Genomic DNA, 16,960 nt, shown 5'->3' with positions numbered 1-16,960 from the left:
TATCGAAACTAGTAACCGGCAGCAATGGCGCAAGCTGGAGAAGCCTTGTTTCTGTTTGAATGCCGGATTCCCCGCACGCTGCAGAACCAAATACGATTGTGTAAATGGTTTGTACCTTTCGTATCGTTGGTAGTCTTCTGGATTGTTGGCAAGCTTCTCATAGTTGCTGGTATTCGAATTCAGGATCCTGGAATCGTACTAAACCGTATGAAGATGCATTAACGCAATGGCGGACTTCGCTGAAATCCAGAGTCTGTGCCAAAGAACTCAAGCATCAAAAAATCTTCAAGTCCCGCATTATCTTCCATGCGTGCAGACAGGACGACAACGCGGTTGAGGCGTTGCGATTCCCAATTAAAATCTCCTTTGAAATGCTTGCGAATCAGTTCGATCATCCTGCGAATGATTGCGCGCTCCACATCACCATTTAACCCGGCATCGACTTCGATTACTTCGCGCCGAGAGTTGTTATAGTCTGTTGTCCAGCCTCGAAATGAAAATCGGGCGGTCCGAACACCCATGCTGAGAATTTGAAATACACCGCTTGTGCCTGGTGGCTGAAGATTGCGTCTGATGTTAGCCATCCTTTTTTCATCAGCTGAAAGCTGGCGCTGGTTAGATATTGTTTCAGCGTTATCACGTTCATCAGAAATTTCGGCTGCCTGGCGGCGCGCTCTGGCGGCGTTAATGTAGCTCGCCAGGTCAGCCGGAGGTGCCGAATGTGACGCTGGGGGGATGGCTAACGGGACCTCAGTCTCCGTGACTGTTCTTTTCGGTAAAGGCTTAATTGGTATTTCCGTTTCGATAGCCTGAGGTTGAGGCGAGGGCGGGGGTTCATGTTTTGGTTTTGGCTCAGGCTCAGGTTTGGATTTAGGCTCGGGTTTAGGCTCAGGTTTAGTCTCAGGTTTAGGCTCAGGTTTAGGCTCAGGTTTAGGCTCAGGTTGAGTCTGAGAACTCTTTTTTGGGGTAGGCGAGGATTCTTGTTCTGGTTTTGTTTCGGGCAATTCTACAAAGCGTGCATCAATTGGAGGCAAAGGAACAATCTCTGTCTTGGGAGATGCCAGGAAATATCCAAATTCCAAAATGATGGCCAGCCAAATGATGGTCGCCAGCGGTATTGGCCACCAGAATCGAATCTCCTTCGATCTAGATTCGGGCATGCTTACCACGTCATTTATGTTTTATCGCAATCAAAAAATGTTGGGCGCCGGCGGATCGAGCCTGCAACATCGCCTGCACTACAATGCCTTGCGGTGCTTCGTTGTCCGCTGATACGACCAAGCTCTGTTGCGAATCGTGCAATAGCGGCCTGAGCGTGGCGGCCAGGGTTTCCAGTGTTACGGGAATACGATTGATAAAAATTTGGCTATCACCAGTCAGTGTCAGCGTTACCGGCGCGTCAGCTTTGAGTTTTTCGGCTTCCCCTTGGGGCAGATTCACCTGCAGGGAATCAAGATTCTGCATTGACAATGAAGAGAGCATGAATGTCACCAGTAAGAAAAACATCACATCGATCATCGGAATGATCTCGATGCGCCCCTTGCAATACGTTCTGGATTTACGCAGCTTCATGGGGGCTACCCTGTTGATCCAAACGGATGTGATCAATCAGACGCGTACCAAGGCGCTCCATTTCATCCATCGTTTGTGATTGCAGACGGGAAAAATAATTAAATCCGAACAATGCAATAAGCGCAATCAATAGGCCGACTGCAGTTGCAATAAGTGCCTGAGCCACGCCTCCTGTCACCCCCGTAGGATTGACAACGCCGCTGCCGCCAATTATCTGGAAAGCATGCATCATTCCAACAATTGTTCCCATCAGCCCGAGCAAAGGAGCAGCGGTGACGATGGTTTCTAACACCCATAACCTGCGCGCAAGGGATGTTTCAATCAACTGGGCTTCATCAGCTGCACGAGACTCAGTCCACCATGAAGGCCGATGCCGGTTGGCGATCACTACCTCAAAGAATCGCTTGTAATAGTGACGTTCATTCAACCCGGAAAGTATCTTTTCCAGGTCTTCCCATGCGAAGCCATAAGTTTCAACAAGGTTTAGCAAGTCATGTGAGAGACGTGCAAAACGGCCATAGAGGAATGCCTTCTCAAGCATAATGGCTAAAGCGATTACCCCCAGTAACGACAATGGCAGGATAATTATCCCGCCGAGTTTAAATGCGATCCAAACTTCTTGTAGCTCTTGCATGGTTATCTCCAAATGAGGGGATAATCCCCACTTGCTAGTTAAAAAACTTATTGATGACCAGGTAAAAAATTTCGCCGTGGCCCAAACTGAGATGCCTTTTTTTCAGTTTTAATTCCCCGAACTCCCTAATTTTGTCGAGCAGGTTAATAAAATGCGTATCTCAACCTTGCTTGGTTGATTCGTATTGAACATATAGGTCAGTTAGCATTCCACTGTCAATTCTTGAAATTTTATCCAATGCAGATATCCATGCAATGTTTTAAAATGTGGCGGTCGTGAGTAACAGCAATGCAGCATGCAATGGCCTATCTATCGCCATATTGCTGGAATCTACCTGTTTACCTATCATCAGAATATCATTAATTGCCACAACATTAAGCGTGCTGGTTCTAACACACTACCTCATTGATCTGTCTGACGGCATGTAGCCGTATTTCAATGCCATTGCGTAACTTGTCTCCTCATAGGGTAATTTTTAACATGTTATTTTCACACACTTGAAACGGCAGCTCGTGTCATGTTTAACGGTATTGTAAGGAAGATCAATTTATGAACGCATTTGCGTAAAGTTGATGCTATTATTTCTATGCGTATTAGATTTCCACGCTTTTAATACGTTGAACGACCATTTCCTGAATTGAATCGCCGTCTTATGCTCTGCTCGGTTTGCTTATACCAATACAGCATTGGGTTTCTTCAGCGCTTAGCGCTTTTTGCGCTATCCGATAATGGATTGAATTAATCAGCACTCCGCACCACTAGTCTCGCCGGTATTGCCTTCCAGGTTATAACTTCTTATTCGTACCAGTTATGAAAAAACAACTCACTGTCGGAACACCACTTAGCTCCTCCGCTACCAAAGTTATGTTGCTGGGCAGCGGTGAACTCGGTAAGGAAGTTATCATCGCATTGCAACGCTTGGGTGTGGAGACCATTGCCGTGGATCGTTATCCCAATGCACCGGGACATCAGGTGGCACATCGTGCACATGTCATCAACATGACGGATGCTGCGGCATTGCGTGATCTGGTCGAGCGCGAACAGCCGCACCTTATCGTGCCGGAGATTGAAGCTATTGCCACCGACATGCTGGTCGAGATTGAGCGGGAGGGATTGGCGCGAGTTATTCCAACCGCACGCGCCGCTCAACTTACCATGCACCGTGAGGGAATTCGCCGCCTTGCTGCGGAAACATTGGGGTTGCCCACTTCTCCCTATGCCTTTGCCAGCAGTATGGGAGAGTTGCGGGCGGCGATTGATGACGGCATCGGCTATCCATGCGTGGTGAAACCGGTGATGTCCTCCTCCGGCAAGGGGCAGTCTAAAATCGACAGCGCGGCGGAGGTGGAGCAGGCGTGGAATTATGCAGCCAGCGGCAGCCGGGTGAACCAGGGGCGGGTAATCGTCGAGGGTTTTATTAATTTCGAATATGAAATTACTCAGCTCACCGTGCGTGCGATGGGCAGTAATGGCGAAGTCGAAACGCATTTCTGCGAACCGATCGGGCATGTCCAAATTCATGGTGACTATGTTGAAAGCTGGCAGCCGCAGGCTATGTCTGAAATGGCTTTAAAGCGCACACGCGATATTGCCAGGAAAGTTACGGACAATCTCGGGGGCTTAGGTATCTTCGGTGTCGAACTGTTCGTCAATGGCGATGATGTGTGGTTCAGTGAAGTCAGCCCGCGTCCGCACGACACTGGCATGGTTACGATGTGCAGTCAGGTCCAGAATGAATTTGAGCTGCATGCCCGCGCCATACTCGGTCTGCCAGTGAGTACCGCATTGCGTGCACCGGGCGCGAGCGCGGTGATTTATGGGCAACTGGAAGAATCGGCTATCGCTTTTACTGGTGTCGATGAAGCGTTACGTGTCCCGCAAAGCGATTTGCGCTTGTTTGGTAAACCGGAATCGTTTTTAAAACGGCGTATGGGCGTGGCGTTGGCAAACGGAGTAGATACCGACGAAGCGAGAATACGCGCCAAACTAGCCGCCAGCAAAGTGGTGCCAGTCAAGGGTTAATCATTCCCGCCTGACCGAAGGTTTCTGTCGACAATTGGAATTACTGAGTTACCAGTTCGCGCAGTACATAAGGCAGGATGCCGCCATGGCGGTAGTAATCCACTTCGACGGGAGTGTCGATTCGCAGCAGCAGCGAAACTTGTTGCGTGCTTCCGTCGCGGCGCTTGATGGTGAGCATTACATCCTGTTGTGGCTTAATGAAATTTGTTATGCCGGTGAGATCGAATGTTTCTTCGCCGGTCAGCTTGAGCGAAGTCACGCTGTCGTTGCCCTTGAACTGTAAAGGCAGCACGCCCATGCCCACCAGATTGCTGCGATGGATGCGCTCGAAGCTCTTAGCCACTACAGCTTTCACGCCCAGCAATTGCGTGCCTTTCGCCGCCCAATCTCGTGATGAACCAGTGCCGTATTCTTCCCCGGCGAAAATAACAGTGGGCGTGCCGTCTGCGATATATTTCATCGCTGCGTCGTAGATCGCTATCTGTTCGCCGTTGTAAAGTGTGTAGCCGCCTTCCACGCGACTGCCGTCGGCATTGAGTGGCAGCATCAGGTTCTTGATGCGCACGTTGGCGAAAGTGCCGCGTATCATGACCTCATGATTGCCGCGTCGTGCGCCGTAACTGTTGAAATCCTTGATGGCCACGCCTTTGCTTTGCAGGTATTGGCCGGCAGGGGTGGTGGATTTAAAACTGCCAGCCGGACTGATGTGATCGGTGGTAACTGAGTCACCGAAAATGCCCAGCGGCTTGGCATTGCGGATGTCGGAAACACTACCGACAGTCATGTCAAAATCGTCGAAGAACGGCGGGCGCGCAATGTAGGTGGAATCGTCCCAGTGGTACTGGTTGCCGGTGGGGGCAGAAATACCGTTCCACAGTGGCAGGTCGCGAGTAAGGTCACTATATAGCCTGCGATACACTATGGGGTCGGCAGCAAATTTCATTGCTGCATGGATTTCCGTACTGCTCGGCCAGATATCTTTCAAATAGACTGGCTGACCGTTGCGGCCGGTGCCAAGTGGCTCACTATCCAGATTAATGTTTACTCGGCCGGCCAGCGCGAAGGCAACTACCAGCGGGGGACTGGCGAGGAAATTGGCCTTGATGTTGGCATGGACGCGTGCCTCAAAGTTGCGATTGCCGGACAGCACTGCTGCAGCGATCAGATCGTGGGCGAGAATGACATCTTCGATTTTTGCATTCAATGGGCCGGAGTTGCCGATACAAGTGGTGCAACCATAGCCCACCAAGCGGAAACCGAGTTGTTCCAGATAAGGTAGCAGACCAGAATGGGTCAAGTAGTCCGTCACTACGCGCGAGCCGGGGGCAAGCGACGTTTTGATATGTGGTTGCACGCGCAGGCCTGCCTCCACCGCTTTCTTCGCCAGCAAACCTGCCGCCAGCATCACACCGGGGTTGGACGTGTTGGTACAGGAGGTGATGGCAGCTATTAATACATCGCCATGGCGGAGTTGTACTGCCGGCATCATTTCACCGCTTGTTTCGCAGCGCACGCTGGGAGTCGGGCGGTTGTCCATCATCTCGATTTCAGTCACGGTGCTGGTGTTGTGCTTGCTTTGTGTGCCGGTGCCAGCCGGTGCGGTTTCCTGATCCTGCAGGCCGCCACCGATGATCGGTACACAAACGTTTCCGCTAAGGTCGGCCAAATCGGCGATATAACGTTTTCCCAAATTTTCAGCGAGCTGGTTGAAGCCGTTCTCCGTCACTGACTTGCTGAATAAGGTGTTGAAATTCTCCTTCATTCCGGAGAGCGGTACGCGATCCTGCGGACGTTTTGGTCCGGCCAGAGAAGGTTCGATGCTGTTCAAATCCAGCTCTACCACGCTGCTGTAATCGATTGCGCCTGCCTCAGGTATGCCATACAACCCTTGCGCTTTGAAGTAGGACTGGAAAGCATCCACTTCTTCATCGCTCCGTCCGGTATTGCGCAGGTAGTCCGACGTTACGTCGTCCACCGGGAAGAAGCCCATTGTTGCGCCATATTCTGGCGCCATGTTGGCGAGAGTAGCGCGATCCGGCAGGGTGAGCGCCGCGGTACCTGCACCGAAAAATTCCACAAACTTTCCCACCACTTTATGCTTGCGCAGCATTTCGGTTACGGTCAGCACCAAGTCGGTCGCGGTGATGCCTTCGCGCAACTTGCCCGTGAGATGAACACCCACCACGTCCGGCGTGAGGAAATATACCGGCTGGCCCAGCATGCCAGCTTCCGCTTCGATGCCGCCCACACCCCATCCGACCACGCCGATGCCATTAATCATAGTGGTATGGCTGTCGGTACCTACCAGCGTATCGGGATAATAAACGCCGTCTTTTTGCAGCACGCCGCGCGCCAGATATTCCAGATTCACCTGATGCACGATGCCTACGCCGGGCGGCACCACCTTGAACGTATCAAATGCCTGCATGCCCCATTTCATGAATTTGTAGCGCTCATTATTGCGTTCAAACTCCAGTTCCATGTTGAGTCGCAGCGCATCCGGACTATTGTAATAATCCACCTGCACCGAATGATCCACCACCAAATCCACTGGCACCAGCGGTTCAATGATCATCGGATTCTTGCCCAACTTCGCAGCGGCATCGCGCATGGTGGCAAGGTCAACCAGCAGCGGGATGCCGGTGAAATCCTGCAACACAATACGCGCCACCACGAACGGAATTTCTTCGGTGCGTGGTGAGTTCTGCTGCCAGTTCGCCAGCTGGCGAATGTGCGCTTCGCTGATCTTCTTGCCATCGTAATTGCGCAGCACCGCTTCCAGCACAATGCGGATGGAAACTGGCAAGCGTGAAATTTTGCCCAACCCAGCTGTTTCGAGTGCTTTCAAGGAATACAGCGTGCCAGTCTTGCCGTTGGCGAGGGTGAATGTTTGACGAGTGTTGAACAGATTATGCGACATGGCGACGGCTCCGAATGAAAGCTATGTGCGAAAAGAAAGAACGCGATTATAACGCGGCAGGGGTGGATCGGGCATTGATCAGATAAAACTGAAGGTGCTACAAGATAAACAATGAAGCGTATCTGCGAAGTCTGAACAATGAATAAATTGAACTAGTCTCAATCTAGCGCATAGTCATACAATTCCAACCCATTTCCCAGCATAGTGGATGAAATTATTTTTTTATATTTGACATTTGTATTTCCTCCCTTTATTTAACCCGGATTATCCATTAGCAATTCTGAGGTAAGCTTTGCTCCGCGGATGATGTTGAATGCATAAGCTGGTTCTAATGATATTCATTAGGCCAACTAACTGATTATCTATTGTTATTGGTGATTTTTTGATGTCGACTAATGCGCCGGACAGTGGTTTCAAGATCAAGTTTTCCAATCGTGAGATAAGCGCCTGGGGAGGAATGGCGCTGCTCAAGCGAATGCTTGATCAGATGGGTTTTCGGCAGGCGGCCACTGGCTGGGATTTGCCGCCACCGGGTTCCAACCGTGGGTATCCGCCAGCGCAGCTGATCGAACAATGGATCGTCGCTATTTGGTGCGGTGCTTGTCGCTTTGCCCATGCCGAAACGGTGCGCTTTGACGGCACCCTGACCCGCCTGTTCGATTGGCCGAAGGCCGCGGGTTACCAAGCGATCATGCGACTGTTCAAACGGTTCGACATGGCTCGCAATGAGGCAGTACAAGAGTCCGTCTATCGCTGGTTTTTCGGTCAAGTCGGCACGCTGCGGCGGATCACTCTCGACATGGACTCCACGGTGCTCACCCGCCATAGCGAACAGGAGGGCGCGACGCGGGGATACAACCCTGGGCGACGCGGGCGGCCCTCGCATCATCCTTTGCTCGCATTTGTGGCTGAAGCGCGGATGGTCGCCAACTTCTGGCTGCGACCAGGGAATGCCTATACGACCAATAACGTGCTGGCCTTCATCGAATCCACCTTGCGCCATCTGGGCGACAAGACGGTCGGATTATTTCGTGCCGACAGCGGCTTCTTTAATGAAGCGATCCTGAGCCTTCTGGAAGGGCGCAAGATTGACTACATCATCAGTGCCAAACTCACTCAGCGATTGCAGGCGGCCATTGTGCGTGACGCGCGCTGGTGGGCGCTCGAGACCGGGCTGGAGCTGACCGAGATTACGTATCAGGCACAGGGCTGGATTGCGCCTCGCCGGATCGTGGTGGCACGTCAGTCGGTCAAGCGCAAAGCGGCACCCGGCAAGACGCTGTCGCTGTTCGCCGACGATCCAGATCTATCAGGTTGGCGCTACGGGGCGATGGTGACTTCGCTGAGTCTGCCTGACGTCGATGTCTGGCGTAGCTATCGGGGGCGTGCAGACTGCGAGAACCGCATCAAGGAGCTCAAGGCCGATTTCGGCCTGGACAGCTTTGCCCTCAATAATTTCTGGGCCACTGAGGCAGCTTTGGGCTTTGCAATGCTGGCCTACAATTTGATCAGTTTGTTTCGGCAAGCCGTTTTGCGAACGAAAGTGCAATCGACCTTGGCTACCTTGCACGGCCAAGTCTTGGCCATCGGAGCAAGCTGGCATCACGATCCCGATAACAACACCTTGATCCTCTCGCTACCGCGAAAAAGACGAGCGTGGTTCAAGGGTCTATGGAGCAATTCAGAAAATCCGCCTGTCATTCCTGTGGCAACATGAGAACGGCTAATGGATAATCTGGGTTTAATTAGCGTCAACAATTGTTGCTTTATTTGGCGCTTGTGGCGAATTACCGATTAACTTGGCCAGGTAAGCTGACACAAGCCCCCCCGTTGAATCACCGCCCTGCACCAGAAAGTCGGGAGTGATTTTCACGTTACCAGAAGCAATTTGTTTGGCGATTTCTATGGCAGTTACACCATTGCCACCAATAGCCTTATTTTGCAGGTCATAACTCTCGGCAGTAGATTTACCAATTGCCAAAATTCTGGCTGCTTCGGCTTCCCCTTGAACCCTGATACCCGCAGCCTCACCTTCAGCAATAAGACGCTTGGATTCGCCATCAGCTTCTGCTGAAATTACAGTTGTTAGCTTGGATTGTGTTGCGATTTGCACCCCAATTTCAGCATCCACCAGCTTTGGTTGCATATCCGCTTGTGCTCGTTTTTTTTCCATCGTTGCACGTTGATCTTGTGCATAACCTTCGGCCTTGTACATTTCCATTTGCTCTCTGGCAATTATCCTTTGCGTCTGAGTGTCCATTAAATCTTGTGGCAAATTAATTTGGCAAATCAATACGGATACACATTCGACATGGTATTTCTCCAGTTCGATACGTGCGCGCTCTTCTACTTTCTGTTGTTCTACTTGACGATCCAGCATAAAACTCATGGCAGAGGTTTCAGATGCCTGATTGCGTAATGATGATGCTACTGTCGGCTGGATTACGTGATGCACCAGATTGACGATGGAGCCAATCTTGGCAACCATATAAGGTGCTTGATCTGGCCGTACTCGAATAATGACCTTCATCGCTATTTCAATCGTAAATCCATCCTTGGATATCACTTTAAGCGGCTTGAATTGTGGTTGATGGTCCCCGTTTGCCCAAGCGATGATGATATTGGTTGTGTCAATGATATAAGCGATCTCCGCGCACAGATTCAAGTAATAGCGACCTGGCCCGAGGACGGTTTTTTGAATGCCTCGATACCCTTCTGATACGACATAACGCTCCTGTCCGGATATAAGTTCCGTTGCTGCCATTGATGCAATATCCACTGGTGGCTCGTCACCAACATTGGATACAATTACAGCAACTTGCCCGCGCTGAACTTCGGTAATCTGCTCAAGTGCAATATCAAACATAGCCGGATTGATGTAGTAAGTCCCGGGTCTAAGTACATCAAGTTGAGGCCCACGTTGCCCACCTGCATTTAGGAATAGAGATGCATTCTGGTAGTCCATGTGGTTTTCAACTTTTTTAGCGACAAATTCATTGTCAGGCAGCGGAGCACCGTCAAGTGCGGTTACCAACCCTATATTTGCAACAGGGATTACAGTTGCTGGGCGGAGCTCTATTTTGAATAATGAGGTATTAATCCGGTAAACTCCTGGCATTAACACGTCAATTTGTGGGCCGCGCTGACCACTATTGTTAAGAAAAGCTTGACCATTTTCAAAGTTTCCATGGCCTTCAATATGCTTGGCAAGCAAGCGTCCCGGCGTCATTGGTTCCCCGTCCATTGAGGTGATTATTCCGATTTGACCAGGTGGGATATAAAAATTCCTGCCAATAGTCACTTTAAAAAGAGCAGTATTGATACGGTAGCTGCCGGGAGGAATAATCTGAACTTGCGGCCCCTTTTGTCCACCGCCCAAAAGAAACGCTTCTCCATCCTGAAATGTGTTGTGGGCATCGATCACCTTGGCAAAAATATGCCCTTGAGGAATGGGGCTACCATCCACTGACTCAATAATTCCAATTTCATCTTCGGCGATAATAGTAAATGGTGCCTTGCGGACATCATGCAAAAATGGGATCAAATAATACAAACCTGGCCCCAATACGCGCGCTTGCACGCCAATCTCACTGCTCATCGCAATAACGCGGCCATCCGGCAAGGGTTTGCCAACATATCGCCGTTCTAGGATGGCAATTTCATTCCCTTTAACTACAACAACTGTGCTGAAAAATATACGTAGAACGAAATAAACGCCAATGATGGCTCCGATAGTAAAATATGCTTCTGGCAAGTTCATTTTAATTTCTCCTTATCGTTTATTTCCATTAATAATGGATGGATCCTATTTATTACTTCTACTTCAACAAATGGCCCTTTTGATTTTTGTCGCTCCAGTGGTTCTGTCGCATTAATTTATTCGATGCTGGAGAACTGCTATATGTAGTCAAGGCGCTGCCAACGGCACTACTTGCAGCGGTCAATCCTTACGGTTTTGCTTAATGCCCAGTGCCATATTAGGAAAAGGACATTTGCCGCGCCACATCTCTTCGGATGAGCTCCTCTCAACTAAAAGTTGAGGTTAGGAAGAGAGCCGCGTTGTAGACTTGCATCATGAAACTACGACATAAAATTATTCTGTTTGCGGTGATGCCCCTCGCGCTCGCGCTTTGCGCTATCGCACTGACCGTTCGTCACCATGCAATATCGTTGGCGCAGCAAGAGCAGGAAGTTATCAAGCCAGCGTACCTTGCCAGCAAGGAAGCTGAATTGAAGAACTATGTAGCACTCGCAACCCATGCGATTGCCCACCTTTATAAATCAGGCAGAACAGATGCCGCCGCAAAAAACGAAGCCAAGGCCATTCTGGAGAAACTGGAATATGGGGATGACGGATACTTCTTCGTATACGATCTTCAAGGAACAATGCTGATTCATCCACGACAACAAGGATGGGTTGGAAAGAACATGTGGGATTTTAAAGATGCCACAGGGAAATTAATTATCCAGAGTTTAATTAGCCGTGCGCATGCAGGAGGTGGCTATGAGACCTTTGTTTGGCCGAAACCCTCAAGTGGGAGTCCTGATCCAAAACCTAAACGCGCGTATGTCATTGAGCTGCCGGCTTGGGGATGGGTACTGGGCACAGGGGTTTATCTCGATGATGTTGATGATGCGTTGGCAGAAATTGATTCGCAAGTATCCCGCAATATTGACAACACGATGCTCTGGATTGCCGCCATCGCATTTCTGAGCGCGGCCGCTATATTTTTAGGTTTGCTGCTGAATATCAGGGAACGTACTGTCATGGATGAAAAGCTCAGCGTGGCGAACACCGAGCTTAGGGCACTGGCACAACGCGTGATAAAGGCTCGAGATGAAGAGCGCGAAAGAATAGAAAATGATTTGCATGATGGCCTAAAACCGATGCTTGTAGCTGTCAAATTAAAAATCGAGACCGGTGTCATACAATTGCCAAAGGCAGGTGGACACATAGCCCCTGCGGAAATCACATTCAAGTCAGCGGCAGGGCTACTGAAAGATAGCTTGGGCGAACTAACCAACATTATCCGTGGCATTCGGCCTTGGAGATCAAATAGTTTGGCCCAAAGATTAAAGCAGCTTACATTTGACATGGCGCACCCTGGCATGCCGATTGAATTTTGTGCTAAGGGCGAGATGCATGGCTTAAGTAACGGCGCTGAAGAAGCCCTGCTCATGATTGCAAAAGAAGCATTGACTAATATAATTGCTCACGCTGCGGCTCATCAGGCCGAAGTGCGACTAGAAAGCACGGAGCATTGTGTAAAACTTGCCATTAGCGACGATGGCGATGGCTTTGACGTAAATCATTTCAACGACAATCCAGGTCGCGGTATTGGCTTGTCTAGCATGAAAAAACGTTTGGCGTCCGTGGGCGGGCAATTAACAATTACATCATTGCCCAGTGGCACAGTCGTGCGCGCTACTATTCCCCTCCCTGATTGATCTATTTATTATGCCCAATACACAACTTGTTCAAATTATGATCGTAGAAGATCATCCGGCCGTGATTCACGGATTGTGCGGATTTCTCGATACGGTATCTAAATTTAAAGTAGTTGGCGTGGCAAAAAGCGTTGAGGAAGCAAGACGTTTTATGCAAAACAACATCGTTGATCTGGTAATAATGGATATCCGTCTTGAGGCCGGGAATGGCATTGACCTGACCGAAGAGTTCAGTAACCTTTATCCTGATTTGGCTATTCTTATATATAGTGGACAGAGCGATGTGGAGCTCGTAAGAAGAGCGAGAAATGCTGGTGCGCGTGGCTATTTGTTGAAGGGCGCAGACATCCAGGTAATCCACCAAGCGATCGAAATAATCATGGCGGGCGGGATTTATCTCGACCCAGATTTACCGGAAAAACCAAAGCCAATATTGCCGGGTGAGAAATTGACCCCAAGCGAAGAAATTGTAATGAGACTTTTTGCTCAGTGGATGACGAACCAGGAGATTTGCCTACAGCTTAAAATTAAATTGTCCACCGTAAAAACTCACCGAAACAATATTATGTGGAAGCTTGGCATAAATAATACGCCTGAACTTTACAGAGAAGCTATCAGACGTTATGGAAACCCGGATGTCGAAGGAACACGAAGTTAGGGCAAAGTGGTTAGCGAAGGCCAAGATCGCGTTCAAAATGAGAGTCAGGATGAACATTTTTCGTGGCACTCCGAACGAGTTTACAAGCACGGAACGGAAGCGATTGAAGCCTATTTGTGATGTACATGACCTATCCTCGGTATTTCTGACACGAGAATACACATAATCAACCATCATTCGCGGCGTCGATAAATTCGAAGCATCAGCGTCATGAATATGGATCCCGAATTTTTCTTCGGGAGCAAGCAGCAGTTCAACAGCATTAGTCCCATTGCTGCCGTCCTAACTCCCTTTTCTGTAACGCCTTCATTGCAAAGCGGGCTGCTCCGATCGGGATATTCATGCAATTCATATGCACACTTCACCTTGAGCATGTAGTCGAACATAGCACCGCAGGCATCTATAAATTGCAGCAAATTGCTTGCCATTTATGCAGGCTTGCTTACGATCACCTGTCGACGATTGCCCCTATTTTTTTCCGCCAGCCGCGTTGACCTTTCATTTCACCTAAATCCTACTGAAGTCGTGGACAAGTCCACGACTATGTTTCAGGCAATTTGGGATTAATCCAACTCTAGCTGCTTCTACCCATAGAAATGATATCGTTGATTATATTTTAAGATTAATCATCGTGACTTCTCAGTATCCAGTGCTACTAGCAAATAAACGCATAATACAAAAACTATACAAGATGTAACAAAGCACGCTTTTGCCTCGCTTTTACATTTGCAATGCAAACGAAAGAAACAATCGCAGCGAACATGATATAAAACGCAATTGGCAAATGTGATTCAGTTGCCGACATCATTTTTGTCAATAATATAGGTGTCGTTCCGCCAAATATTGCTGCAGCCAAATTACACGCTAACGACATGCCTGTATAGCGCGTTCTGGTCGGAAACAACTCAACTACCAGCGTTGGTATGGGGGCAATATAAAACCCAAGAATGCTTGAAAAAGTTATTTGCGAAATGAGCGCGAAGCTAAAGGTTTTATAATCCAGCAAATAAATATAGGGGATTGCAAAAGAAAAATACGCTAACAGCACAACTATAAGTACAGTTTCCCTATTCTTTTTATCGCATAATTTGGCAGAAATAGGCACTACTATCATCATCGTTATTAAACTGATAGTGAATAGTAGAAAAGAGTCTGCCTTTGAAAAATTCAGAAACTTTTCCATGAAACTGGGCATTAAAACCGTTTGGATATAAAACGGAATAGTGACAGCAAGATAGATGCCTACGCCTAAAACAATTTCTTTGTAGTTGTGCTGTAAAGCATCTTTCAATGGTGTGTCCGAAATAGTGTGATTTTCTTGTTGTTCTAAAAATGCGGGGCTTTCATGCAGCTTGGTGCGGATATATAAGCCTGTCATGCCTATAAAGAAACCGAGAATAAATGGGATTCGCCAACCATAAGATTCAAAATCTTCAATCGGCATAAATCTGGCAAGTGCTGCTGCGACAATAGCGCCACTAAGCAATCCTATCAGCATGCTTAACATAGAAAGACTACCGATGAAATTCTTATTTTTTGGGGACGCATGCTCAACCAAATAAACAATGGATCCGCCAAACTCGCCACCAACCGCAAAGCCTTGTATCAGTCTGATTAGCGTCAAAAGAATGGGTGCCCAAATACCAATGGCTTGATAAGTAGGCAACAAGCCTATGCAGGCCGTGGGAAATGCCATTAACAAAATAGACAATGCCAGCGCATTTTTGCGTCCGAATTTATCGCCAATAACCCCAAAAAACATGGCACCCAAGGGACGCATTAAAAACCCAGCAGCAAAAATACCGAAGGTGGCAATTAGTGCAGCAACATCATTGCCCTTTGGAAAAAATTGCTGGCTGATAAGGGCCGAGAAGGTGCCATATAGCGCATAGTCATACCATTCCAGCCCATTTCCCAGCATAGTGGATGTAATTACTTTTTTCATATAAGACATTTTTATGTCCTCCTTTTATTAAAGTAGTGTGAACAATTTTTGCTTCATTACATAATCAAGATGATGCTTATTCACACCACCTATAGTGGTTAATCCTTAAGGTTTTTGCTTATTGAGGCAGAACGATATTAAGTAAAGGACATGTGCCGTGCCACGTCTCTTCGGAGGAGCTGGTCTCAACTAAAAGTTGAGATAAGGAACCATCCTATGCATGAACAATTTAACCAACTACGCCTGTTCGGCATGGCACGTGCATTGATTGAACAGCAGACCTTACCTGAGTTGTACGAGGAAGATGACTATCGAGGAACGCTTAGGCTTGTTGGTAGATCGCGAAGTCAGAGAGCACACAATCAATGTGCAAATTCACGGCTGTCAAGCTGGTGTGTGGGTGCACCTCAATTAACTTACACAAGCTGCACTTCAGAGTTGAATCCGCCTCTTCTTATTTTTGGAGGCTCGCAGCTTATAAATATTTGATCAACCTCACTGTGTGAGGTTAGTTTGGCCGGGGCTGTAAAATAAGTTTAACCATGGTTAAATGTTCCCGCATTCGAGGTGGGCCAGCGCTCCCAGCCCAGCGGTGCGTCCGCTAGCGAAACAGGCGGTGAGCAGATAGCCGCCGGTGGGCGCTTCCCAGTCAAGCATTTCGCCCGCACAAAATATGCCGGGCATGGTGCGCACCATCAAGCATTCATCCAGTGCCTCGAAAGCGAAGCCTCCTGCGCTGCTGATGGCCTCATCCAGCGGACGCGGTGCGATGAGCCGCAAAGGCAATGATTTGATCGCTGCCGCAAGATGCTCAGGATAGGCGAAGTCTGATGGCGGCACCCGTTCGCGCAGCAGGCCAGTTGTTACCCCCTTGATGTTTGCCCGGCTCTGCAAATGGCTGGACATTGAGCGGGAACCGCGCGGATGCGCTATCTTGGCGATGACTCGCGGCAAATCTTTTCCGGGCGTCAGATCGAGGTAAATAACTGCCGCGCCTGTGGCTGCAATCTCATCGCGCAGAAGTGCAGACAAAGCGTAGATCAGACCGCCTTCAACCCCGGTCGCCGTCACCATGAGGTCACCCTGTCGACGGTGAAAGCCTCCTGCTGCATCGGTAAAGGTCACCGTCACTGTTTTTACCGGATGCCCGGCGAAGCGGGAGCTGAAGTACTCGCTCCAGCCGACATCGAAACCGCAGTTTGCGGGTTGTAATGGCATAACGGGAATGCCGCGCTGCGCGAGCAGCGGCATCCTACTCTTCAGCAATCTTGCGCAAGCTCATGCCGTGCTTCCTCAATAATTCGATTTCCACATACCCCTCGTCTGTGATCATGGCCGTTTCTAAAATCCGGCAATCTTCTCAATTCGGTGTATTAGTTTTCTATCGGTGCTATGTATCAATTTACATTCGGCGGTGCCAGCGATCATTGATCAGCTAAAACTGATGGTGCTACAAGATGATCAATGCAGACTATCTGCGAAAGCTGAACAGTTAAAGAATGCTTTAAGTGAGACAAGTCGCAAAATAAATGGATTTTCTTGTTAAGAATAAGCAGTTTGCTTATTCTCTTTTTCTTGGCGCAGCTCCATTATTAAACTCTGATCAAAATATTTAATTTTTAGGAATATAGCGAGTTTTGAGCGTAGCTTATTGATTGTTTTGGCATGCTGATTATGTTAAAAATATATTTATAATCAGATTGTTATTGACTTTTTAACCGAGGACACGCGCCCAAGAACAAGTCAGCCAGTCTGCCAAAT

At 48.8% G+C, this 16,960-nt stretch carries 12 protein-coding genes; 4 read left to right on the top strand and 8 right to left on the bottom strand.

What is annotated here, in order from left to right; genetic code table 11:
- Nucleotides 1–218: 218 nt before the first annotated feature.
- From MJ768_RS09705 to MJ768_RS09695, 3 genes are read right to left on the bottom strand one after another with little or no spacing between them, the layout of a single operon-like run.
- Complete coding sequence (locus tag MJ768_RS09705) at nucleotides 219–1,160, bottom strand: hypothetical protein (protein ID WP_239291068.1); 942 nt, start codon at nucleotides 1,158–1,160, stop codon at nucleotides 219–221.
- 10 nt (nucleotides 1,161–1,170) lie between these two features.
- Nucleotides 1,171–1,572: an ExbD/TolR family protein gene (locus MJ768_RS09700; RefSeq protein ID WP_239291066.1), complete on the bottom strand. Its 402-nt coding sequence runs from the start codon at nucleotides 1,570–1,572 to the stop codon at nucleotides 1,171–1,173.
- Nucleotides 1,559–2,206 carry a MotA/TolQ/ExbB proton channel family protein gene (locus MJ768_RS09695; protein WP_239291064.1) on the bottom strand — a complete coding sequence of 216 codons (648 nt, stop codon included), beginning with the start codon at nucleotides 2,204–2,206 and terminating at the stop codon, nucleotides 1,559–1,561. Before MJ768_RS09695 ends, MJ768_RS09700 begins: the two co-directional genes overlap by 14 nt.
- 810 nt (nucleotides 2,207–3,016) lie before the next feature.
- Here MJ768_RS09695 and purT point away from each other — a divergent pair.
- On the top strand, nucleotides 3,017–4,228 hold the full coding sequence (gene purT, locus MJ768_RS09690) for a formate-dependent phosphoribosylglycinamide formyltransferase (protein ID WP_239291062.1): 1,212 nt from the start codon (nucleotides 3,017–3,019) through the stop codon (nucleotides 4,226–4,228).
- Between the two features lie 40 nt (nucleotides 4,229–4,268).
- On the opposite strand, the gene MJ768_RS09685 is transcribed toward purT, so the two are convergent.
- Nucleotides 4,269–7,148 (bottom strand): aconitate hydratase, encoded by a 2,880-nt coding sequence (locus MJ768_RS09685; RefSeq protein WP_239291060.1) that lies wholly within the window; start codon nucleotides 7,146–7,148, stop codon nucleotides 4,269–4,271.
- Between the two features lie 385 nt (nucleotides 7,149–7,533).
- On the opposite strand from MJ768_RS09685, the gene MJ768_RS09680 reads away from it, so the two are divergent.
- On the top strand, nucleotides 7,534–8,865 hold the full coding sequence (locus tag MJ768_RS09680) for an IS1380 family transposase (protein WP_320415730.1): 1,332 nt from the start codon (nucleotides 7,534–7,536) through the stop codon (nucleotides 8,863–8,865).
- Between the two features lie 24 nt (nucleotides 8,866–8,889).
- On the opposite strand, the gene MJ768_RS09675 is transcribed toward MJ768_RS09680, so the two are convergent.
- Nucleotides 8,890–10,908, bottom strand: coding sequence for an SPFH domain-containing protein (locus tag MJ768_RS09675; protein WP_239291058.1), 2,019 nt, complete (start codon nucleotides 10,906–10,908; stop codon nucleotides 8,890–8,892).
- 314 nt (nucleotides 10,909–11,222) lie between these two features.
- On the opposite strand from MJ768_RS09675, the gene MJ768_RS09670 reads away from it, so the two are divergent.
- The gene (locus tag MJ768_RS09670; RefSeq protein ID WP_239291056.1) at nucleotides 11,223–12,596 is read left to right on the top strand and encodes a cache domain-containing protein; all 1,374 of its coding nucleotides are present in this window, start codon (nucleotides 11,223–11,225) and stop codon (nucleotides 12,594–12,596) included.
- Between the two features lie 10 nt (nucleotides 12,597–12,606).
- Nucleotides 12,607–13,254 (top strand): response regulator, encoded by a 648-nt coding sequence (locus MJ768_RS09665; protein WP_239291054.1) that lies wholly within the window; start codon nucleotides 12,607–12,609, stop codon nucleotides 13,252–13,254.
- 173 nt (nucleotides 13,255–13,427) lie between these two features.
- Here MJ768_RS09665 and MJ768_RS09660 read toward each other — a convergent pair whose 3' ends face one another.
- The 3 genes from MJ768_RS09660 to MJ768_RS09645 form a co-directional block, all read right to left on the bottom strand.
- Nucleotides 13,428–13,682 carry a hypothetical protein gene (locus MJ768_RS09660; protein ID WP_239291052.1) on the bottom strand — a complete coding sequence of 85 codons (255 nt, stop codon included), beginning with the start codon at nucleotides 13,680–13,682 and terminating at the stop codon, nucleotides 13,428–13,430.
- Nucleotides 13,683–13,936: 254 nt separating this feature from the next.
- Nucleotides 13,937–15,208, bottom strand: coding sequence for an MFS transporter (locus MJ768_RS09655; RefSeq protein ID WP_239291050.1), 1,272 nt, complete (start codon nucleotides 15,206–15,208; stop codon nucleotides 13,937–13,939).
- A gap of 537 nt (nucleotides 15,209–15,745) precedes the next feature.
- On the bottom strand, nucleotides 15,746–16,450 hold the full coding sequence (locus tag MJ768_RS09645) for a TIGR03862 family flavoprotein (RefSeq protein ID WP_320415732.1): 705 nt from the start codon (nucleotides 16,448–16,450) through the stop codon (nucleotides 15,746–15,748).
- Between the last annotated feature and the right edge of the window lie 510 nt (nucleotides 16,451–16,960).

The sequence above is a fragment of the Candidatus Nitrotoga sp. 1052 genome (assembly GCF_927312905.1).
Lineage (GTDB): Bacteria > Pseudomonadota > Gammaproteobacteria > Burkholderiales > Gallionellaceae > Nitrotoga.
The sequence above is the reverse complement of the archived record's forward strand: the minus strand, read 5'-3'. Positions and strand labels throughout refer to the sequence as shown.

Excerpts from the sequence above, each read along its gene's own strand:
- MJ768_RS09685 (WP_239291060.1), bottom strand. The coding sequence starts at position 7,148 with ATGTCGCATAATCTGTTCAACACTCGTCAAACATTCACCCTCGCCAAC.
- MJ768_RS09670 (WP_239291056.1), top strand. The coding sequence starts at position 11,223 with ATGAAACTACGACATAAAATTATTCTGTTTGCGGTGATGCCCCTCGCG.
- MJ768_RS09665 (WP_239291054.1), top strand. The coding sequence starts at position 12,607 with ATGCCCAATACACAACTTGTTCAAATTATGATCGTAGAAGATCATCCG.
- MJ768_RS09645 (WP_320415732.1), bottom strand. The coding sequence starts at position 16,450 with ATGCCGCTGCTCGCGCAGCGCGGCATTCCCGTTATGCCATTACAACCC.
- MJ768_RS09655 (WP_239291050.1), bottom strand. The coding sequence starts at position 15,208 with ATGTCTTATATGAAAAAAGTAATTACATCCACTATGCTGGGAAATGGG.
- purT (WP_239291062.1), top strand. The coding sequence starts at position 3,017 with ATGAAAAAACAACTCACTGTCGGAACACCACTTAGCTCCTCCGCTACC.
- MJ768_RS09700 (WP_239291066.1), bottom strand. The coding sequence starts at position 1,572 with ATGAAGCTGCGTAAATCCAGAACGTATTGCAAGGGGCGCATCGAGATC.
- MJ768_RS09705 (WP_239291068.1), bottom strand. The coding sequence starts at position 1,160 with ATGCCCGAATCTAGATCGAAGGAGATTCGATTCTGGTGGCCAATACCG.
- MJ768_RS09695 (WP_239291064.1), bottom strand. The coding sequence starts at position 2,206 with ATGCAAGAGCTACAAGAAGTTTGGATCGCATTTAAACTCGGCGGGATA.
- MJ768_RS09675 (WP_239291058.1), bottom strand. The coding sequence starts at position 10,908 with ATGAACTTGCCAGAAGCATATTTTACTATCGGAGCCATCATTGGCGTT.
- MJ768_RS09660 (WP_239291052.1), bottom strand. The coding sequence starts at position 13,682 with ATGGCAAGCAATTTGCTGCAATTTATAGATGCCTGCGGTGCTATGTTC.
- MJ768_RS09680 (WP_320415730.1), top strand. The coding sequence starts at position 7,534 with ATGTCGACTAATGCGCCGGACAGTGGTTTCAAGATCAAGTTTTCCAAT.